This window comes from Billgrantia tianxiuensis (assembly GCF_009834345.1).
Lineage (GTDB): Bacteria > Pseudomonadota > Gammaproteobacteria > Pseudomonadales > Halomonadaceae > Halomonas > Halomonas tianxiuensis.
The window spans coordinates 3,324,647-3,343,900 of record NZ_CP035042.1 but is presented as its reverse complement, the minus strand read 5'-3'; the positions used below and the strand labels follow the sequence as shown (position 1 = coordinate 3,343,900).

Sequence of the window (19,254 nt, the reverse complement as noted above, 5' to 3'; positions counted from 1 at the left end):
CCGTATAATCGCCAGTCAACTCAAATTATTCCAAGAGGTTAACCGTGGGTTATCTCGTCGGCGTCACTGTGCTCTGGGCCTTCTCGTTCTCGCTGATCGGCGTCTACCTGGCCGGGCAGGTGGACAGCTACTTCGCGGTACTGATGCGTGTCGGCCTGGCGGCCCTGGTGTTCCTGCCGTTCCTGCGGCCGCGGCTACTGGTGGGGCGCCAGCGTCTGGCCCTGATGGGTCTGGGCGCTGTGCAGCTGGGCGTGATGTACATCTTCTTCTACCAGTCCTTCCTGTTGCTATCGGTGCCGGAAGTCCTGCTCTTCACCATTTTCACACCCTTCTACGTGACGCTGCTCGACGATGCCTTGTTCGGCCGCTTCACTCCGTTCTACCTGCTCACTGCCGCCCTGGCGGTGATGGGAGCGGCGGTGATCCGCTACGACGGCATCGACAGCGGTTTCTGGCTCGGCTTCCTGGTGGTGCAGGGGGCCAACTTCTGCTTCGCCCTGGGTCAGGTGGGCTACCGTCGCTTCTCCGTGACGCTACCCGCTGAATTGCCGCGCCACAGCGTCTTTGCCTGGTTCTATCTGGGTGCGCTGATCGTGGCATTGCCGGCCTTCGCTCTGCTGGGCAATGCCGCGGCGTTGCCCTCCACGACAGTGCATTGGGGCGTGCTCGCCTGGCTGGGCCTGGTGGCCTCGGGCCTCGGCTACTTCTTCTGGAACCTAGGGGCCACCCGGGTGGATGCCGGAGCGCTGGCGATCATGAACAACGCTCTGATTCCTGCCGGTCTCGTGGTCAACCTAGTGATCTGGAACCGTGATGCCGACCTGGTGCGGCTGGGGCTGGGGGGAGCGATCATCGTGGGTTCGCTGGTGCTCAACGAATGGTGGCTGCGCCGTCAGGCGGTCACCGCTGTCTAAGGCGTGTTTGCCCGCCCTGGGCCCAGCCCCCATAATGAGCGGCCACGATCCGAGAGGCCAGGGCATGCAAAAAGAGCACGGCGGATTCAAGAACATCGGTCTCATCGGCCGCCTTGGCAGCACCAAGGTGGTCGAGACCCTCAAGCGCCTGATGCGCTTTCTCGACGAGCGCGGCCTCCATGTGATCGTCGAGGACCGTACCGCTACCGTGCTGCTCGACCATGGTCATCCCGAAGCCAGCCGGCGCACCCTTGGTGAGCTGTGCGATCTCGTCATCGTGGTGGGTGGCGATGGCAGCCTGCTAGGTGCCGCCCGCACGCTGTGCCACAGCGGCACCCTGGTGCTGGGCGTCAATCGCGGACGCCTGGGCTTTCTCACCGATATCTCACCCGACGAGCTGGAGGAACGGGTCGGCCAGGTGCTGGACGGCCAGTATGAGGTCGAGGAGCGCTTCTTGCTTGATGCCGAGCTGTATCGCGACGGCACCCTGGTCGGCAATGGCGATGCCCTCAACGAGGTCGTACTGCACCCCGGCAAGGCGGTGCGCATGATCGAGTTCGAACTGTTCATCGACAAGCAATTCGTTTGCAGCCAGCGTAGCGACGGACTGATCATGGCCACACCCACTGGCTCTACCGCCTATGCGCTGTCGGGCGGAGGTTCGATCATGCACCCCAAGCTGGATGTGATCGAACTGGTGCCGATGTTCCCGCATACCCTGTCCAGCCGGCCCATCGTGATCGATGCCGCCAGCGAGATCCACGTTCATATCGGCGAGACCAATCAGACCTATCCTCACATCAGTTGCGACGGTCAGACCCGTGCCGTGGCCAAGCCGGACGATGTGCTGGTGGTGAAGCGCAAGCCCCAGCGGGTGCAGTTGGTGCATCCGCTCGGCCACAACTTCTACGAGGTCCTGCGCAGCAAGCTGGGCTGGAGCAACCGGTTGGGGATTGAGGTGAGACAGGCGGCGATCGAAGGCTACGACCTGATCGGTGACGTGCATGGCTGCGGCGCCACCCTGGCGGCCCTGCTCGAGAAGCTCGGCTACCATCAGCGCGGTGGCGTCTACCGCCATCCGCGGCGCAAGGCGATCTTTCTCGGCGACCTGATCGATCGTGGCCCGCGCATTCGCCTGGCCGTCACCATCGTGCGGCGCATGGTGGAGGAGGGTGAGGCGCATATGGTCATGGGCAACCATGAATACAATGCGCTGGCCTATTGTCACCCTGCGCCGCGCCAACTGGGACGCGAATGGCTGCGTGAACACTCTCCTCGGCACAACCGCATCATCAAGGAAACTCTCGACCAGTACCGTGATCATCCCGCCGAGTGGGACGAGACGCTGGCCTGGTTCATGGAGATCCCCCTCTACCTCGATTTCGATGCATTCCGAGTGGTGCACGCCTGCTGGGACCAGGAACTGATCGACGCGCTCGAGCGCGAATGCCCGAGGGGTATCATCGATGAGCCCTTCCTGTGTCAATCCGTGGAGTCTGATACGCTGGCCTATCGGGTTCTCGACCGCTTGACCCGTGGGGTACACCTGCCGTTGCCCCCCGGAGTGGAGATTCACTCCGGCGACGGTTTTACTCGGCGCAGTTTCCGCGCGCACTTCTGGGCCCGCGAGCCACACACTTGGGGTGACGTGATCTTCCAGCCCGACAATCTCCCCGACGATCTGGAAGCACGTGAGCTGGCCGCGAACGAACGCGCCCGCCTGCCTCATTACGGGCTCGACCAGCCGCCGCTGTTCATCGGTCACTACTGGTGCGAGGGCATTCCGGCCTTGCCTACGGCCAACATCGCCTGCCTCGACTATAGCGCAGTGAAATTCGGCCGCCTGGTGGCCTATCGCTGGAGCGGCGAGCGGCGGCTGGACGCCAACCATTTCGTCTGGGTGAGGGTGCCGCAGGAGGAAGCTGCAAGGCCACGGCCGTGGGAAATCGACTTTGATTGAAGAGGGATACAAAGTTTTACAACTTTTTTGCTCGTCGCCATGAACTTCCCCTCGGCTCGCTCGTCAGAGTAGGTGTTCCCTTGAATGATCCCTTGCTCTTGTCCGGCGGCCCCCTTCCGCCGGATTTTTTATGTGCCTCCAGCGGCGGTTCGAAGACGAAGGGATTTGAGAAAAGCCTCGTTGCAGCGCAAGATGCTGCCAAGGGTTGATTTAGGAAGAGTTCATGTATCGCATCATGCTGTTTCCACACGACACGGATACCCGCGAGCTGCGCCGTGCGCTGTGGGCTCACCGGATCGGGCACCGCTTCACCGAGGAAGCGGAGGGGCAGGTCCTATGGCTCGCCGATCTTGACCAGCACGATGCGCTGATGCACTTGCTCACTCGCTGGCAGCGTGGTGAGCGCATCATGCCGGAACGGCGCCGCCGCTCGACGAGCGGGGCCTCTCTCTCCGTTGCCTTGCGGCAAGTGCCGGTCACCACCGCGGCGTTGGGCATTTCGCTGCTGGTATTCGCCCTGATGGCCGTGCTCGGCGACATCGTGGTGGCCATGTTGACCATCGTGCCGGTCGCCGTCGTTGGCGGCAGCCTGGCCTTCGGCAACTTGGCCGACGTGTTGACCTCGGGGCAGGTATGGCGCCTGCTGTCGCCGGCCTTTCTCCACTTCGGCTGGATGCACCTGATCTTCAACATGATGTGGCTATGGTACTTCGGCCGCCAGGTCGAGACGCTGCAGGGCAGTGGACGCATGTTGACGATCCTGCTGGTGGCAGGCGTTGGCGCCAACCTGGCCCAGTACGCCACCGGCACCGTGCTGTTTGGTGGCATGTCGGGTGTCGATTTCGCCCTGCTCGGCTACGTCTGGCTGATGTCGCGCCGGGCGCCGCACAGCGGCTTCTTCGTGCCACAAATGCTGGTGGTCTTCATGCTCGGCTGGATGGTGTTCACCATGACCGACATGGCCGGCGCGGTCGGCTTCGGCAACGTAGCCAACGAGGCGCACCTGGGGGGACTGGTCGTGGGGCTTCTGTTGGGGTGGTATTATTCGGGCCGAGCCAGGCGTCTTCATTGAGCCGTCACTTCGAGAGAATTTCCCCAATGAGCGATATGACCTTCGAGCGCATGATCCGGCAGATGACGCCGGCCATCTACGACAGCCTCAAGCAGGCGGTGGCGCTGCGCAAGTGGCCTGATGGGCGCAGGCTGACTGCGGAGCAGACCGAGCTCTGCCTCGAGGCGGTGATTCGCTACGAGCACGAGAACAACGTGCCCGAGGAGCTGCGGGTCGGGTATCTGCAGCAGCGCACCTGCGGCAGTGCCAGCAGCGGCACCGATGTGCCGCCCGAACTCGCGGGGCTGGCTCGGGATGCCAGCCGTGATTGAAGGTGGACGGATAGAAGCGGCTCCGGTCGTGCAGGGCTGCCTGAGCAAGATGGCCATCGCACCCGGGGAGCCGGGCGGGCCCGTCAGGTATACGCTGCGTGCCGGCGAGCATCGCCTGGACCTCAATGCGCGCCTGGGCCAGCCGCTCGAGCTGAACTGGACGGGCGCCATCGCCTGCACCCACTGTGGCCGGGCGACGAAGAAAAGCTTCGCCCAGGGCTACTGCTACCCCTGCTTCAAGAAGCTGGCCCAGTGCGATACCTGTATCGTCAAGCCCGAGACCTGTCACTTCGATGCCGGCACCTGCCGCGAGCCCGAGTGGGCCGAGCGCCACTGCTTCCAGCCGCATGTGATCTATCTGGCTAACTCCTCGGGGCTCAAGGTAGGCATCACCCGGGGCACCCAGGTGCCGACGCGTTGGCTCGACCAGGGGGCGATCCAGGCGTTGCCCATCCTGACGGTGGAGACGCGCCAGCAGTCCGGCCTGGTCGAAGTGCTGTTCAAGGAAGAGGTGGCCGACCGCACCAACTGGCGCGCCATGCTCAAGGGCGAGGTGGAGGCGCTTGATCTCCTGGCCGAGCGTGATCGCCTCCTGGCCCGTCTCGACGGCGGGCTCGGACGGCTGCGTGAACGTTTCGGTGTCGATACCATCCGAGCGCTCGACGAGGCGCCGGTCACTTTCGACTATCCGGTGCTGGAATTCCCGCGCAAGATCGTTTCGCACAACTTCGACAAGCAGGCGCGGGTGAGCGGTACGCTGCTGGGCCTCAAGGGGCAGTACCTGATCCTCGACACGGGTGTGATCAACCTGCGCAAGTTCACCGGCTATGAAGTGGCGGTGAGCTGATCTGAACTGAACGTAGCCGAGAGGCTGCGCTATGCTCCCGTGAGAGACTTCTTCCAAGGGGGGCTGCCATGAGCCAGATGCGCGCCATGCGGTTGCATGGCCCGGGCCAGCCGCTGCAGCTGGAGTGGGTATCCCGGCCTGAGCCCGAGGCGGGCCAGGTGCAGTATCGTGTGCTGGCCTGCGGCGTGTGCCGCACCGACCTGCACGTCGTGGATGGCGAGCTCCCTTCGCCGCGTCTGCCGCTGGTGCCTGGTCACGAGATCGTCGGCGAGATCACGGCGGTGGGGCAAGGCGTCAACCACCTGGCGCCCGGCATGCGCATCGGCGTGCCCTGGCTGGGCTGGACCTGCGGCGAATGCGAGGCCTGTCTGGCCGGCCGCGAAAATCTCTGCACTCAAGCTCGATTTACCGGTTATACCCTTGATGGCGGCTATGCCGAATACGGCGTGGCCGATGCCCGCTACTGCTTTCCGCTGATGGCGGAGGACGCCCAGGCCGCCGCGCCGCTGCTTTGCGCGGGGCTGATCGGCTATCGCACTTGGCGCCTGGCAGGCGGTGAAGAAAATCGCCACCTAGGAATCTATGGCTTCGGCGCCGCGGCGCATATCCTCGTACAGCTCGCCGTGGCACGTGGGCAGCGGGTCTATGCCTTCACCCGTCCGGGCGACGACGCGGCTCAGGCCTTCGCGCTGCGGCTCGGTGCGGTGTGGGCCGGCGATGCCGACCAGACGCCGCCGGAGCCCCTTGATGCCGCGCTGCTGTTCGCGCCGGTGGGCGAGCTGGTACCGCTGGCCCTGGCTCAGGTGCGCCCTGGTGGGGCGGTCGTTTCCGGGGGGATTCACATGTCCGATATTCCCGCCTTTCCCTATCGCCTGTTGTGGCAGGAGCGCAGCGTCAAGTCGGTGGCCAATCTCACCCGCCAGGATGGCGAGGAGTTCCTGGCGCTGGCGCCCACGGTTCCGATACGCACCGAGACGCATGCCTACCCCCTGGCGCAGGCCAACCAGGCCCTGGCCGACCTGCGCGAAGGAAGGCTGACGGGGGCTGCGGTGCTGATCCCTTGACTGGCGCTCTTGCTGAACGGCGACGAGGTTTTCCAACGATCCGTCTGGCAGAGAGTCAGATTGGCAGGCTATGCTGTCATGCCTCCCCTAGGTGACGGTAACTGACATGTATCGCCTGCATATTGCCAACAAGAACTACTCTTCCTGGTCGCTACGCCCTTGGGTGTTGATGCGCCAATTGGACATCCCCTTTGAGGAGCGCCTGACCCCCTTCGAGTCTGACTCGAACTGGAGCACCTTTCGCGCTTTCTCACCCTCCGGGCTGGTGCCCTGTCTGGAGGATGGCGAACGCACCGTCTGGGAGTCACTGGCGATCGTCGAATACCTGGCCGAGCGCCACGCCGGCGTATGGCCCGCCGACGAGGAGGCACGCGCCTGGGCTCGCTGTGCCAGCAGCGAGATGCACGCCGGATTTTCCGCCCTGCGCAGCCTGTGTCCAATGAACTGCGGCGTCAGGGTGAAGCTGCACCATATGCCGGATGCCTTGGCAGGCAACCTGGCTCGCCTCGATGAACTCTGGCAGCAGGGGCTCTCCCGTTTCGGGGGACCTTTCCTGGCGGGTGAGTCCTTCACTGCGGTGGATGCCTTCTTTGCGCCGGTGGCATTCCGGGTACAGAGTTTCGGGCTGGAACTCGGTGCGCCCTCGATGGATTACGTCTCCCGGCTGCTGTCGCTACCTGCCATGCAGCAGTGGTATGAGGAGGCGCTGGCCGAGCCATGGCGAGAGGCGGCTCACGAGGCCGAAGTCCAGCAGAACGGCATCATCATAGAGGATCGGCGGCCTGGCTGATCCTCCGCCTGGCTCGTTTCTCTTCCACGTTGCCGGCTCATTCGAACAGGTCGCCCTGGGCTCGGGGCGGCCTGAAGGCCGTGGTGTCCAACTGGCGCGAGTCGCGCTTCTCGGGGTCGTTGAGCCCCAGGCGGCGACAAGCCTTTTCGAAGCGCTGGGCGATGAGCTGAGCGAAGATGCCCTCGCCGCGCATGCGCTTGCCGAAGCGGCTGTCGTAATCGGCGCCTCCCCGGCATTGTCGCATCAGGCTCATCACCTTGCCGGCACGCTGCGGATAATGCGCCTGCAACCATTCATCGAATAGCGGCGCCACTTCCCGCGGCAGGCGCAGCAGCGTCCATCCGGCAGACTCCGCCCCGGCATCGCGCGCCGCCTCGAGCAGGCGCTCCAGCTCGTGGTCGGTCAAGCCCGGAATGATCGGTGCGACCATGACACCTACCGGGATGCCGGCGTCCTTCAAGCGCTCGACGGTACGTAGGCGGGCCGCAGGAGAGGCGGCGCGCGGCTCCAGGCTACGCTTGAGCTCGGTATCCAGGCTGGTGAGGCTTATCGCTACTCTGACCAGACGCAGGCGCGCCAGCTCGGCCAGCAGGTCCAGGTCGCGCAGGATCAGGGCGCTTTTGGTGATGATCGAGACCGGATGGCGGCATTCGAGCAGGAAGGCCAGTATCTTGCGGGTGGAACCACGCTCCGCTTCCAGCGGCTGGTAGCAGTCGGTATTGCCGGACAGGGCGATGGGCCGGCACACGTAGCTGAGCTTGCAGAACTCCTCATGTAGCCGCTCCACCAGGCCGCTGCGAGCGATCAGCCGGGTTTCGAAGTCGATCCCGGGGGAAAGATCCCAGTAAGCGTGACTGGGTCGCGCGTAGCAGTAGATGCAGCCATGCTCGCAGCCTCGGTACGGGTTCAGCGAGCGATCGAAGCCAATATCCGGCGAATCGTTCCAGGAAAGCGCGCTGCGGGCCTGTTCGTTGCTGACCACGGTGGCCAGGCGCGTCGGCATCTCCTCCTGCCACCAGCCGTCGTCCTCCGTTTCACTGTGCGTGGGCGCGAAGCGGTTGTCGGGGTTATAGGTGGCGCCGCGTCCCTTGCGCGGCTGCTGCTGGTCGAACTGCGGCATGGCGGCGACCTCAATAGTGTATTTATATACAGTATATCGGCTCATTCACGAAGCGCCAACGCTGGATAAATGGCCGTGGGTCGTTACGCTGTTGAGCATGATGCCAACTCCCGATTCCCCGTCCACCCGCCGCGCCGAAGCCCTGTATTCGGTGCAGGGGTTGTGGTGCACCAGCTGTGCGCTGGCCGTCGAGGCCCAATTGAAGCGGCTGCCCGGGATTGGCGCCGCCAGCGTGCACTACCCCAGTGCTACCCTGCTGGTGGAAGGTGAGCCGGAGGCCCTCGACGAGCCCCGGCTGGCGGCTGCCGTACGCCGTCTCGGCTACCGCCTCGGTCCGCCCGAGGCGGTAGCCGATGCCGAAGCGCGGCTCGACGCCGAGAGCCGCTATCTCACCCTGCGGCTGCTGATGGCCGTGGCCTTCGGCATGTGGACCATGCTCGCCTCGCTGCTGATCTATGTCGGCGCCATGCCAAGCCCGCGACTGGAACTGGTCATGGCCTGGGTGTCCGGCGCCTTTGCGTTGCCGGTGGTCAGCTACGTGGCCTTTCCGTTCTACCGTGCCGGGTGGCGTACGATCAGGGCTCGCAGGCCTGGCATGGATGCGTTGGTGTCGCTGGGGGCGCTGACGGCGGTAGGTGTCTCGCTGTGGCTGCTGATGCTGGGCTCGCCGGAGGTCTATTTCGATACCGCCGTGATGTTGGTCACTCTGCTACTGGTCGGCCGGCTGGTGGAAACGCTATGTCGCCACCGCGGGCTGCGTGCGCTCCAGGCACTGCATCGGCCGCCGGCGCAGGTGCAGCGCTGGGTGGCGGATGCCTGGCAGTCCCGTGCGCTGGAAGCGGTGGCGGTGGGGGATCGGCTGTGCGTCGAGCCCGGCGAGACCCTGCCGCTGGATGGCGTCCTCCGCGATGGCGAAGCGCTGCTCGACCTCTCACCGCTGACCGGCGAAAGCGCGCCGCGGCGCTGCCTGCCGGGCGATGCCGTGGCGGCCGGCTGCCGTAACCTCGGCGCGGCGCTGGTATTCGAGGTCACCGCGCCCGCCGGCGAGTGTCGTCTGGACCGGCTGCGCGAGCAGATGTGGTGGCAGCAGGCGCGCAAGGGCGAGCTGCAACGGCTGGCGGATCGCTTCGCCGGCTGGCTCAGCCCCCTGGCGGTGGTGCTGGCATTGCTTACCCTGGTGGCGACCTGGCTGGCCGGCGTGCCGACCGAGGAGGCCTGGGTGAGGGCGCTGTCGGTGCTGGTGGTGGCCTGCCCCTGTGCCGTGGGCCTGGCGATTCCCCTGGCCGGTCTGGCGGGTAGCGGCCAGGCCCTGGAGCGCGGCGTAGTGATTCGCGACCCGGGGCCTTCGAGACGCTGGCGCGAATCCGCAGCGCCGCCTTCGACAAGACCGGCACCCTCACCGCCGGAGAGCCGCAGGTGCAGGCCATGCACTCGGCGGCCAACCTGACTGAACCGGAGCTGCTGGCGCTGGCCTCGGTGGCGGCGCGTGGCAGCGAGCACCCGTTGGCGCGGGCCGTGCGTCGCTATGTTCAAGATGTGCAAGATATTCAAGATGCCCGAGGGGCCCAGGATGCCGGGGCGGGCGGGGAGCTCGAGATCGTGCAGGCCGAGGAGGTCGGCGGACGCGGGCGCCGGGTCTCACTTGGCGACGGGCGAGAGCTGCTGCTGGGCAGCCGTGCCTGGCTCGCCGAGCAGGGCGTTGCCACCGAGCAGGCCGCCGACTCGGGAGAGAGCGAAGTACTGCTGGCCTGCGACGGTGCCCTGTCGGCTCGCTTCACCCTGGGCGAGACGGCCCTGCTCGGCACCGCAGAAACGCTGGCCGAGCTGCGCCGTCACGGCCTCGCGCTGGCGCTGATCAGCGGCGACAGGGCGCCGGCGGTGAGGCGGCTGGCGGATGCGGTGGGCATGAAAGCGGAGGAGTGCTATGCCGGGCGCAGCCCCGAGGCCAAGGCCAAGCTGCTGGCGGCCATGCCGCAGCCGTCGCTCTACGTCGGCGACGGGCTCAACGACGTGGTGGGTCTAGCCACCGCCAGCGTCGGCGTGGCGCCGCTGGGTGCCAACAGCACGGTGCAGGAGGGCGCCAGCGTGGCGCTGCTCAAGCCCGGGGTGGCCGGGGTCGAGGTGGCCTGGCGCCTGGCGCACCGCACGCGCCGGGTGATGCGCCAGAATCTGGTGCTCTCCGGCATCTACAACCTGCTGGCACTGGGGCTGGCGGTGGCCATGCCGATTCCGCCTCTGATAGCGGTGCTGGCCATGGTGGCCAGCTCGCTCAGCGTGGTGGCGAATTCGGCACGCCTGGCCCTGGCCGGCGAGCGGGAGCCTCAGGCGCGACAGCAGAGCCAGCAGGTGGGAGCGCTGGGCACGGCGCCGTGACAGGCCGAGCCAGCCTGTTAAGATGGCGGCTGCTCCACGCCCTATCAGGATACGCTCATGCTTGCCGATACCCTGGCCGCCATCGTACCGGTCGATGACGCTCTTGCCCCCACCGTGCAGACACGCCTCGACAACCTCACCAAGCCCCCCGGCAGCCTGGGTCGTCTCGAATCGCTGGTCATCCAGCTTGCCTGTCTGAGCGGCAGCGCTGCGCCTGCGGTGAGCCCGCCCGGGGTGATCGTCTTCGCCGCCGACCATGGCGTGGCCGAGGAGGGGGTGTCGGCCTTTCCCCAGGAGGTCACCGCGCAGATGGTGGCCAATTTCGCCGCTGGCGGTGCCGCCATCAACGTCTTTGCCCGGCAGATCGCGGCACGGCTCGAGGTCGTCGATGTCGGCGTGAAGGGTACCGTCGAAGGTGAGGGCGTGGTCCACGACAAGGTGCGTCCCGGCACCGCCAATTTCGCCCGCGAGGATGCCATGAGCCTGGCCGAGGCCCAGCGCGCCATCGAGGTCGGCATACGTGCCGCCGCGCGCAGTCACGCCGCCGGCTGCCGCTGCCTGATCGTCGGTGAGATGGGCATTGCCAACACCACCGCGAGCAGCGCCTTGCTGGCGGCGCTGAGCGGCCGGCCAGCGAGTCGCCTGGTCGGCCAGGGCACGGGTATCGCCCCTGCGCGCCTGGCTCACAAGGCCGGGGTGATCGAAAGCGCCCTGGCGGCTCGCGATGCCGACCCCACCCGGCCCATGGAAGTGCTGGTCAAGCTCGGCGGGCTGGAGATCGCCGCCATGGCCGGCGCCTACCTGGGTGCGGCCGCCCGGCGCATGCCGATCCTGGTCGATGGCTTCATCGCCACGGTGGCGGCGCTGGTGGCCTGCCGCCTCGCGCCTGCGCTGCGCGGCTACCTGATCTTCGGCCACCGTTCCTGCGAGCCGGGCCACGACGTGGCGCTGGAGCTGCTCGAGGCCGAGCCGCTGCTCGACATGCAGCTGCGCCTGGGCGAGGGCACCGGGGCGGCGCTCGCTTTCCCGCTGCTCGAAGCCGCCTGCCGCATGCTGAGCGAGATGGCCACCTTCGATTCGGCCGGGGTGGCCGCCGGTGGCGCCGAGGCATGAGTGTCGAGCCGCTGAGCCTGGCCCTACTGGCACTGCTGCTGGGGGCCATCGCGCTGGATCTGCTCATCGGCGACCCGCGCTGGCTTCCCCATCCGGTGGTCGCCATGGGGCGGCTGATCGAGGTGCTGGAGCGTCGCTGGAACCACGGCAGCCCGCGAGCCCGTCGCTGCAAGGGCTTTCTGCTCACCGGTTGCGTGGTGGCGCTCGTCTATGCGCTGGCCTGGAGTGGGCTGACGCTGCTCGCCTGGCTGCACCCCTGGCTTGGGCGCATCGGCGAACTGCTGTTGCTGGCCAGCGCGCTTGCCATCAAGGGGCTGCGCGATGCCGCCTTCGTGGTGGCCGACCCGCTGGTCAAGGGCGACCTCACAGGTGCGCGCCGGGCCGTTGCGATGATCGTCGGGCGCGATACCGATACCCTCGACGAGGCCGGCGTGACCCGGGCCACGGTGGAAACCGTGGCCGAGAACACGGTCGATGGCATCACCGCGCCGCTGTTCTGGGCGCTGCTCGGCGGGGCGCCGCTGGCGCTGGCCTACAAGGCGGTGAACACCCTGGACTCCATGGTCGGCCATCGCAGCGAGCGCTACGCCGATTTCGGCTACGCTTCGGCCAGGCTCGACGACCTGGCCAACTGGGTGCCGGCCCGGCTCACCGCCCTGAGCATGTGGCTGGCCGCCCTGGCGCTGCCGGGGGCGCGCTGGCGAGGGGCACTGGCCGGCACCTGGCGCGAGGCGCCGGGCCACCCCAGCCCCAACGCCGGCTGGCCCGAAGCGATGATGGCGTACCTGCTCGGCGTGCAGCTCGGCGGCACCAATACCTACGGCGGTCGGGTCTCAGAGCGGGTAAGGCTGGGCGAGCCGCACGAGCCGCTGCGGGTCGTCCATATCGAACGTGCCGTGCGCCACATGCATGGCGCCTGGGCGGTGTTCTTCCTGCTGATGGCCGCTGTGGCCGGAGTGCGGAGCGCCTGGGCATGAGCGAGGGGGGAGACGCATGAGCGACTGGCCGAGCCATGGCGGGCGCCCCGAGCAGCTGCTGCCGCGCTTCGGCCTCGCTGGCGACAGTGAGGTCATCGACTTCAGTGCCAACCTCAACCCGCTGGGGCCGCCGCCCTGGCTGGCGCAGCGGCTCGCCGCCTGCGTGACGGAACTCGCCGTCTATCCCGACCCTGACTATTGCGAGGCGCGAGACGCTATCGCCATGAGCGAAGGGCTCGGGCCCAAGCAGGTAAGGCTCACCAACGGCGGCGCCGAGGCGATCTTCCTCGCTGCGGCGCTGCTGGCCAGGCAGGGGGTGCGTCGGGCCGCGATCGTGCAGCCCACCTTCGGCGAGTATGAGCGGGCCTGCCGCCACTACGGCATCGCCGTGGAGCATGTCGAGCTGGCGCCGGGCAGTTTTGCGCTGGATGAGGCACGTGCCGATGAGGCCATGCGCGATGCCGGCGCGCTGTTCCTGTGTCGCCCCAACAACCCCACCGGAACGCTGATCGAGCGCGGGGTCGTCGAGCGCCTGCTGGCGACGGGCCGTAGCCACGGCGCCATGCTGGTGGTGGACGAGGCGTTCGTCGATTTCGTCACGCCGGACGAGCGACTCACGCCGCTGCTGGCTCGCTTCGACAACCTGCTGCTGCTGCGCTCGATGACCAAGCTTTACGCCATTCCCGGCCTGCGGCTGGGCTACCTGCTGGGCTCAGCCGCAGCGGTAAACGCTATTGCCGAGTTGCAGCCGCCGTGGAGCGTCAACGCTCTGGCGGCGGGGTTGGTCGCGCCGCTGTTGGCGGACCGGGACTATCTTGCGCGAACCCGCGCCTGGCTCGACGCCGAGCGCCCCTGGCTGCAGGGCGAGCTCGCGGCGCTGGGGCTCGACGTCGTGCCGTCCCACGCCAACTTCCTGTTGTTCAGGGATGCTCGGCTCCAGGATGCTCGCGGCGGGTCGATGCCGGCGCTGCTGGAACACCTGGCGCGCGGCGGCATTCTCGTCCGTCATACCCACCATTTCATCGGCCTCGAGGGCGCCTGGCTGCGGGTGGCGGTGCGCTCGCGGCCGGAGAACCGGGCGCTGGTCGAGGCCATCGCGCGTTGGAGACATCCATGATCGCTTTCATCAGCGGCGGGGCGCGCTCCGGCAAGAGCACCCATGCCGAAGCCCTGGCGCGGCGCTGGCAGGCCGAGCGGGGCGGGGCCCGCTACTACCTGGCGACCGCCATGAGCGGCAGCGACGAGTGGCAGGCCCGCATCGGTCGCCATCGGCAAGCCCGGGGCGAGGGCTGGATCACCCTGGAGGAGCCGGTGGATCTCATCGCCGCCCTCGAGCGGGTGGAGACCGGCAGCACGCTGTTGCTCGACTGCCTGACCCTGTGGGCCAGCCAACTGCTCTATTCCAGCGAGCATGCCAGTCATGCCAGCGAGCTCGCCGAGGTGCAGGGCATCGCCATGATCGAGCGCCTGCTGGCCGAGGCCCGGCGACGCGACGTGGCGCTGGTGATCGTCTCCAACGACGTCAACGAGGGCATGCCCCCTGAGGACGCCGAAGTATGGCGCTACCTGGCCTTTCTGCAGCGAGTCCACCGCCTGGTGGCACAGGAGGCGGATGAGGTGATCCAGGTGATGGCCGGGCTGCCGCAGGTGTGGAAACGCCGTGGTGAGGAGCGCTCATGAAAGACGCCGCCTTTGGCCTGGTGCTGGCGCTGCAGTTCCTCACCCGCCTGCCGCTGCCGTTCGCCTGCCCCTGGACGCCGGCCACCCGGCGCTGGGCGGTGCGATGCTATCCGCTGGTGGGCATGCTGCTCGGCGGCCTGCTGGCGACAGCCGCGCTGCTCGAGAACCTGCTGCCCGCGCCGCTGCTGGCGCTGGCCCTGCTCACGCTGTGGGTGGCGCTCTCCGGCGGGCTGCACCTGGACGGCCTGATGGACGTGGCCGACGCCCTGGGCAGCAACGCGCCGCTGGAGCGCAAGTGGGAGATCATGAAGGATCCCCATGTGGGCAGCTTCGGCATCCTGGCGCTGGTGTTCCTGCTGCTGTGGAAGGCTGCGCTGCTGTTCGTGCTGCTCCAAGCCGGCGCCAGCCTGCTGCTGCTGGTGATGATCCTGGGGCTGGGGCGCTTTTCTGCCGTGGCGCTGCTGGTGCTGGCCCCGGCGGCGCGGCCCGAGGGCATGGCCGCCAGCTGGAAGCGCGATCTTTCACCGCGCGATCTCTGGCTTGCGGCGCTGCCGCTGCTGCCGCTGGCCGCACTGGTGCCGGGAGGCGTGTGGCTGTGCCTTGCACTGGCGCCGTTCCTGATGCTCTATGCCTGGGGCATGCTGCGCGCCTTCAAGGGCATCAACGGCGATATCGTCGGAACCGCAATCGAGGGAGGAGAGCTATGGCTGCTGCTGGTCGCCTGGAGCTGGTGGTCGTTCGTCACGGGGTGACGCAGTGGAATCGCGAGCGTCGCTACCAGGGGCAGCGCGACATCCCGCTGCTGCTGCCCGAGGCCTTGCCTGGTCTCGACCGGCTGCGCGAGGCGCTGGAGGAGCAAACCTTCGATGCCGTGCACTGCAGCGATTTGACCCGCTGCCGGCAGACCCTGGCGCACGTGGTCGAAGGGCGCGAGCGGGCCTGGCCGACGCACTTCGATGCGCGCCTGCGCGAGCTCGACTTCGGCGACTACGAGGGGCGCACCTATGATGAGCTGAAGTCGCAGCCCTTCTATCGCGCCTGGATCGACAGCGAAGGCCAGCAGCCGCCGCCCGGCGGCGAATCCACCGCCGAGCTGCGCCAGCGGCTCGACGACTGGTTCGCCGACCTCGTGAACGGCTGCTCGCCACACGACCACCATCGCGTGCTGGTGGTCTGCCATGGCGGCGTGATTCGCGAGCTGCGCCGCCGCTTCGAGGGCATCGGCTTCTGGGAGGGCGGCGTCGTTCAGGCCGAGGGGCGCCGATTCACCTTCACTCATGACGGAGGGCGCTGGCAATGCAGCTCTTCATCGGCGGTACCTGCGCCGGCAAGCGCGGCGTCGTAAGGCAACGCTTCGACGCCCCGCATTGGCACTCCGCCCATGCGCGAGACCGGCTCGAGGCGTGGCCTTCGGTTGCCGACACCGCATGCCTGGTGCTGGAGGGCTGGGAGCGCTGGATCGGCGAGCGGCTCGCCGCCGAGCCCGACGACGACCGGCTGCGCCAGGCCATGGTGCGGGAGCTCGATGCGCTGCGGGCCTGGGAGGCCGAACAGGGCGGCCAGGCGGTGCTGATCCTGCTCGAGATGGGCCGCGGTATCGTGCCGCTCGGCCTGGATAACAGGCGCCTGCGCGACCTCAACGGCTGGCTGGCCCAGGATACCGCGGCCCGCTGCGAGCGGGTGTGGTACGTATGGAACGGACTGGTGAAAGAGCTAAGTTGTTGATCTATATCAGCCTGAGCGCAACGGTGCGTTGACGTTCGTCGGCGCTGTTGTTAGCTTACGCCCACTCTCAGGCGCCTCATTGTCCTATCGAGGTTAAACGGGAAGTCGGTGGTCCTCTTTGCAAGTCGAAGAGGCGCATTCCGACGCTGCCCCGCAACGGTGATCGAGTGCAGGTCCATCATCACGCCACTGTGCTTTGCATGGGAAGGCGATGGACCCGAAGCGTGTAGTCGGCGCTTCACTCGTCAGCCCGGAGACCGGCCTGAGAGCGGGAAACATCTTACAAATCGCCGAGCGGGATGAAGCGCAAGGCGCACGCAGCGCAAAAACCGGAGCCTATGTGGTATAGGTGAGGATTTTGAGCAGCGCGCAACGCAGCGATTCGCTCGCGCAGGCATTTGTAGGTGTTTCCCTCATGCCGGGTTGCGGTGGGCTACCTCGAGGCAGGGCCGCACCTCTCCCTTTCTCGATCCCCTTCACGCCATCCCGGCTTCGCCTAGAAGACCGTGCGGGTAGGCACGGCGAGCAAGGGAATCGAAATGAAAACCAGACATCACCTGGCCGCGCAGGGCCTGGCCGCCTTCGGCCTGGCAGCGCTTCCTCTGGCCGTTCAGGCCCAGGCCACCACCGCCGAAGAAACCGACACCGTCGCGCTCAACCCGATGGTGATCACCGCTACCCTGGCGCCGCGTACCGCCGACGAGACGCTCTCCTCGGTGACCGTGCTCGACGAGGCCACCCTGCGCCGGCAGGATCCCACCAGCGTTACCGATATGCTGCGCGGTCAGCCGGGGGTGGACGTCATCACCAACGGCAGCTTCGGCAAGAACAGCAGCGTCTACCTGCGGGGTACCGGCAACGAGTCGACGCTGCTGATGATCGACGGCATTCGCCTGCGTTCGGCGACGGCGGGCGGCGCGGCCTGGCAGTTCCTCGACCCGCGCATGTTCCAGCGCGCCGAGATCGTGCGTGGCCCGCGGGGCAGCCTCTACGGGGCCGATGCGGTGGGCGGCGTGGTGCAGCTGTTCACTCATGAAGCGCAGGAGGGCGGTCCGCACCCACGCGTCTCGGTGGGCGGCGGCTCCTTCAACACCCAGCGCTACAGCGCCGGGCTCTCCGGTAGCAGCGGCGGCACACGCTACAGCTTTGCCGGCAGTCATTTCACCACCGATGGAACGCCGGTACGTCGTGATAGCGAGGACAAGGGGTACGACAACACGTCAGCGCTGGCGCGTATTGCCCATACTTTCGAAAATGAAGTGGAAGTAGGTGTGCTGGCATTGCGTACCCGTGGCAACACGGAGTTCGATCGCTTCGGGGCGCCGTCCGATACGGACTTTGTCCAACAGGTCGCCGGCATCTATGGCGAAATCCCGTTCACCGACACCTGGCGTAGCCGTCTCACACTGAGTGAATCCCGCGATGAGCAGGATACGAGCTACCCCACCGGCACCAGCTTTTTCGATACGCGCAGCCGGGCGGCTCGCTGGGACAATACCCTGGATTTCGGCCCCCATCAGCTGGTGGTAGGCTCCGAGTACATGCATGATGCCATCGAGGCGACCGACGATTTCGTCGAGGAAAGCCGCGACAATGTCGCCGTGTATGCCCAAGCGCTGCTCGACTTCGACCCCTTCTCGGTCCAGGCGAGTTTGCGTCACGATGACAACGAAGCCTTTGGTCGGGAACTGACCGGGGGCATCGCACTGGGTTCGAGTTCGACGCTCACCATACGCTCCGCGCCAGCTACGGCACTGCCTTCCGCGCGCCTACGTTCAATGATCTCTACTACCGGGACGAGTGGGGCAGCGAGGGCAATCCGGACGTCAATGCCGAGACTTCCCGTACCTTCGAGCTGGGTGCCAGAGGCCAGTATCGCAGCGGCTTCTGGGATCTGGCCGTTTACCAGAGCGATATCGACGATCTCATCGCCTGGACGCCCGACCCCGCCGACCCGTTCCGCTGGACCCCCATGAATGTCAACGAGGCCCGTATTCGAGGTATCGAACTCGCGACAGGTGTCGAACTCCAGCACTGGACCTTGCAGACGGCCCTGACCTGGATCGATCCGGAAAATCGTAGCGGAGCCAATGCGGGCAATCGTATCCAGCGCCGGGCCAGCCAGAGCGCACGTTTCGACGTGGATCGCGAGCTGGGCGAGTGGTCGCTGGGCGGCTCCTGGATCGTTCAGGGGTATCGCTACAATGATGCCGAGAACCAGGATCGCATCGGTGGCTTCGGGCTGGTCAACCTGCGCGCCGGGTGGCAGTTCGCCCCGCTGTGGTCGGCTCGCCTGACGGTGGAGAACGCCCTGGACAAGGAGTACGAAACTTCCCGTGACTACCTCAACGCCGGCCGTGCGGCCTTCGTCAGTGTCCACTTCGGCCAGTAAGGGTCGATTCGGCGGGGCCCTTGGCCCCGCTGCATTTTCCTGTGCCTTGCTGGCACTGGCCCTGTCGGGGCCGGTGGCCGGCGAGGCGCGTGCCGGTTCGCTGTGCGCCATCGACGACCGCGACCGTGAGGTGTGTCTTGACCAGCCTGCCGAGCGCATCGCCGCGCTCTCGCCCGGTGCCACCGAGCTGGTCTACGCCGCCGGGGCGGGGGAGAAGGTGGTGGCGGTGGTGGCCTTCAGCGACTATCCGCCCGAAGCCAGGGACGTACCGTCGGTGGGCAGCCATACCCGCATGGATCTGGAGACCCTGGTGACGCTGACCCCCGACCTGGTGATCGGCTGGATGACCGGCAACCCTCCCGAGCAGCTCGAGACCATCGAGGCGCTGGGCATGCCGGTGTTCTACATCGAGCCGCGGGACTTCGAGGGAGTTTCCAGCGCCGTCGAGCGTCTGGCGCTGCTGGCCGATACCCGCGAGCAGGGCGATCGCGTGGCGGCCGAGTTCCGCGACGGCATGGCGGCGCTGGCCGGGCGCTACGCCGATGCCGAGCCGATATCGGTGTTCTACCAGGTGTGGGACGAGCCGCTGATGACCATCAACGACGAGCACCTGATCGGCAAGGTGCTGACCCTATGCGGCGGGGTCAACGTGTTTGGCGAGCTGTCGCGGCTGGTGCCGCGCATCGACGACGAGTCGGTGCTGGCCGCCGACCCCGAGGCGATCCTGGCCGGCGGCATGGGCGAGGAGAACCGCGGCTGGCTGACCCATTGGCAGCAGTATCCGAGCCTGACCGCCGTCGAACGCGACAATCTCTACTTCGTGCCGCCATCGTTGATCCAGCGCCCCACGCCGCGGCTGCTCGAGGGCAGCCGCCTGTTCTGCGAGCAGCTCGAGCGTGCCCGTGCCAAGCGCTGA

18 protein-coding genes, 2 pseudogenes and 1 riboswitch are annotated in these 19,254 nt (G+C 67.0%); of the genes and pseudogenes, 19 read left to right on the top strand and 1 reads right to left on the bottom strand.

Features of this window, described 5'->3' with window-relative positions:
• Positions 1-44 precede the first annotated feature (44 nt).
• From EKK97_RS15620 to EKK97_RS15585, 8 genes and pseudogenes are all read left to right on the top strand, one after another.
• Positions 45-914: a carboxylate/amino acid/amine transporter gene (locus EKK97_RS15620; RefSeq protein WP_159553232.1), complete on the top strand. Its 870-nt coding sequence runs from the start codon at positions 45-47 to the stop codon at positions 912-914.
• Between the two features lie 64 nt (positions 915-978).
• Positions 979-1,866: pseudogene (locus EKK97_RS15615) on the top strand (NAD(+) kinase); the annotation flags it as partial.
• Between the two features lie 21 nt (positions 1,867-1,887).
• Positions 1,888-2,874 (top strand): metallophosphoesterase, encoded by a 987-nt coding sequence (locus EKK97_RS15610; protein ID WP_159555822.1) that lies wholly within the window; start codon positions 1,888-1,890, stop codon positions 2,872-2,874.
• Positions 2,875-3,097: 223 nt separating this feature from the next.
• Positions 3,098-3,946 carry a rhomboid family intramembrane serine protease gene (locus EKK97_RS15605; RefSeq protein WP_159553230.1) on the top strand — a complete coding sequence of 283 codons (849 nt, stop codon included), beginning with the start codon at positions 3,098-3,100 and terminating at the stop codon, positions 3,944-3,946.
• A 26-nt stretch (positions 3,947-3,972) separates the two neighbouring features.
• Positions 3,973-4,257: a YeaC family protein gene (locus EKK97_RS15600; protein ID WP_159553228.1), complete on the top strand. Its 285-nt coding sequence runs from the start codon at positions 3,973-3,975 to the stop codon at positions 4,255-4,257.
• Positions 4,241-5,104 (top strand): DUF2797 domain-containing protein, encoded by an 864-nt coding sequence (locus tag EKK97_RS15595; protein ID WP_159553226.1) that lies wholly within the window; start codon positions 4,241-4,243, stop codon positions 5,102-5,104. Before EKK97_RS15600 ends, EKK97_RS15595 begins: the two co-directional genes overlap by 17 nt.
• Positions 5,105-5,172: 68 nt before the next feature.
• A complete protein-coding gene (locus EKK97_RS15590; protein ID WP_159553224.1) occupies positions 5,173-6,168 on the top strand; it encodes a zinc-dependent alcohol dehydrogenase family protein in 996 nt (331 codons plus the stop codon).
• A gap of 106 nt (positions 6,169-6,274) precedes the next feature.
• On the top strand, positions 6,275-6,958 hold the full coding sequence (locus EKK97_RS15585; RefSeq protein WP_159553222.1) for a glutathione S-transferase family protein: 684 nt from the start codon (positions 6,275-6,277) through the stop codon (positions 6,956-6,958).
• Positions 6,959-6,995: 37 nt separating this feature from the next.
• Here EKK97_RS15585 and EKK97_RS15580 read toward each other — a convergent pair whose 3' ends face one another.
• Entirely contained in the window at positions 6,996-8,078 is a 1,083-nt protein-coding gene (locus tag EKK97_RS15580; RefSeq protein ID WP_159553220.1) for a PA0069 family radical SAM protein, read from the bottom strand.
• Positions 8,079-8,175: 97 nt separating this feature from the next.
• Between EKK97_RS15580 and EKK97_RS24865 the strand changes: the two genes are divergently transcribed.
• The 11 genes and pseudogenes from EKK97_RS24865 (at position 8,176) to EKK97_RS15530 (ending at position 19,254) form a co-directional block, all read left to right on the top strand.
• Positions 8,176-9,525 (top strand): heavy metal translocating P-type ATPase, encoded by a 1,350-nt coding sequence (locus EKK97_RS24865; RefSeq protein WP_236551239.1) that lies wholly within the window; start codon positions 8,176-8,178, stop codon positions 9,523-9,525.
• A complete protein-coding gene (locus EKK97_RS24860; protein WP_236551461.1) occupies positions 9,504-10,451 on the top strand; it encodes an HAD family hydrolase in 948 nt (315 codons plus the stop codon). The genes EKK97_RS24865 and EKK97_RS24860 overlap by 22 nt, the downstream gene beginning before the upstream one ends.
• A 57-nt stretch (positions 10,452-10,508) precedes the next feature.
• Positions 10,509-11,564, top strand: a complete 1,056-nt coding sequence (gene cobT, locus EKK97_RS15570; RefSeq protein WP_159553218.1) for a nicotinate-nucleotide--dimethylbenzimidazole phosphoribosyltransferase — start codon at positions 10,509-10,511, stop codon at positions 11,562-11,564.
• On the top strand, positions 11,561-12,541 hold the full coding sequence (cbiB, locus tag EKK97_RS15565; protein ID WP_159553216.1) for an adenosylcobinamide-phosphate synthase CbiB: 981 nt from the start codon (positions 11,561-11,563) through the stop codon (positions 12,539-12,541). The genes cobT and cbiB overlap by 4 nt, the downstream gene beginning before the upstream one ends.
• A 16-nt stretch (positions 12,542-12,557) precedes the next feature.
• Entirely contained in the window at positions 12,558-13,658 is a 1,101-nt protein-coding gene (gene cobD, locus EKK97_RS15560) for a threonine-phosphate decarboxylase CobD (protein ID WP_159553214.1), read from the top strand.
• Positions 13,655-14,221 carry a bifunctional adenosylcobinamide kinase/adenosylcobinamide-phosphate guanylyltransferase gene (locus EKK97_RS15555; RefSeq protein ID WP_159553212.1) on the top strand — a complete coding sequence of 189 codons (567 nt, stop codon included), beginning with the start codon at positions 13,655-13,657 and terminating at the stop codon, positions 14,219-14,221. The genes cobD and EKK97_RS15555 overlap by 4 nt, the downstream gene beginning before the upstream one ends.
• The gene (gene cobS, locus EKK97_RS15550; protein WP_159553210.1) at positions 14,218-14,973 is read left to right on the top strand and encodes an adenosylcobinamide-GDP ribazoletransferase; all 756 of its coding nucleotides are present in this window, start codon (positions 14,218-14,220) and stop codon (positions 14,971-14,973) included. The genes EKK97_RS15555 and cobS overlap by 4 nt, the downstream gene beginning before the upstream one ends.
• Positions 14,925-15,566, top strand: coding sequence for a histidine phosphatase family protein (locus EKK97_RS15545; RefSeq protein WP_086509938.1), 642 nt, complete (start codon positions 14,925-14,927; stop codon positions 15,564-15,566). Before cobS ends, EKK97_RS15545 begins: the two co-directional genes overlap by 49 nt.
• Positions 15,518-15,946 carry a bifunctional adenosylcobinamide kinase/adenosylcobinamide-phosphate guanylyltransferase gene (locus EKK97_RS15540; protein ID WP_159553208.1) on the top strand — a complete coding sequence of 143 codons (429 nt, stop codon included), beginning with the start codon at positions 15,518-15,520 and terminating at the stop codon, positions 15,944-15,946. Before EKK97_RS15545 ends, EKK97_RS15540 begins: the two co-directional genes overlap by 49 nt.
• A gap of 52 nt (positions 15,947-15,998) precedes the next feature.
• Positions 15,999-16,226: riboswitch (cobalamin riboswitch) on the top strand.
• A gap of 259 nt (positions 16,227-16,485) precedes the next feature.
• Positions 16,486-18,338: pseudogene (locus tag EKK97_RS15535) on the top strand (TonB-dependent receptor domain-containing protein).
• Between the two features lie 46 nt (positions 18,339-18,384).
• Entirely contained in the window at positions 18,385-19,254 is an 870-nt protein-coding gene (locus EKK97_RS15530; RefSeq protein WP_159553206.1) for a cobalamin-binding protein, read from the top strand.

Coding starts and splice junctions, on each gene's coding strand:
- EKK97_RS15555 (WP_159553212.1), top strand. CDS start 13,655: ATGATCGCTTTCATCAGCGGCGGGGCGCGCTCCGGCAAGAGCACCCAT.
- cobT (WP_159553218.1), top strand. CDS start 10,509: ATGCTTGCCGATACCCTGGCCGCCATCGTACCGGTCGATGACGCTCTT.
- EKK97_RS15580 (WP_159553220.1), bottom strand. CDS start 8,078: ATGCCGCAGTTCGACCAGCAGCAGCCGCGCAAGGGACGCGGCGCCACC.
- EKK97_RS15600 (WP_159553228.1), top strand. CDS start 3,973: ATGAGCGATATGACCTTCGAGCGCATGATCCGGCAGATGACGCCGGCC.
- EKK97_RS24865 (WP_236551239.1), top strand. CDS start 8,176: ATGATGCCAACTCCCGATTCCCCGTCCACCCGCCGCGCCGAAGCCCTG.
- cobS (WP_159553210.1), top strand. CDS start 14,218: ATGAAAGACGCCGCCTTTGGCCTGGTGCTGGCGCTGCAGTTCCTCACC.
- cobD (WP_159553214.1), top strand. CDS start 12,558: ATGAGCGACTGGCCGAGCCATGGCGGGCGCCCCGAGCAGCTGCTGCCG.
- EKK97_RS15585 (WP_159553222.1), top strand. CDS start 6,275: ATGTATCGCCTGCATATTGCCAACAAGAACTACTCTTCCTGGTCGCTA.
- EKK97_RS15590 (WP_159553224.1), top strand. CDS start 5,173: ATGAGCCAGATGCGCGCCATGCGGTTGCATGGCCCGGGCCAGCCGCTG.
- EKK97_RS24860 (WP_236551461.1), top strand. CDS start 9,504: ATGCACTCGGCGGCCAACCTGACTGAACCGGAGCTGCTGGCGCTGGCC.
- cbiB (WP_159553216.1), top strand. CDS start 11,561: ATGAGTGTCGAGCCGCTGAGCCTGGCCCTACTGGCACTGCTGCTGGGG.
- EKK97_RS15595 (WP_159553226.1), top strand. CDS start 4,241: ATGCCAGCCGTGATTGAAGGTGGACGGATAGAAGCGGCTCCGGTCGTG.
- EKK97_RS15545 (WP_086509938.1), top strand. CDS start 14,925: ATGGCTGCTGCTGGTCGCCTGGAGCTGGTGGTCGTTCGTCACGGGGTG.
- EKK97_RS15605 (WP_159553230.1), top strand. CDS start 3,098: ATGTATCGCATCATGCTGTTTCCACACGACACGGATACCCGCGAGCTG.
- EKK97_RS15540 (WP_159553208.1), top strand. CDS start 15,518: ATGCAGCTCTTCATCGGCGGTACCTGCGCCGGCAAGCGCGGCGTCGTA.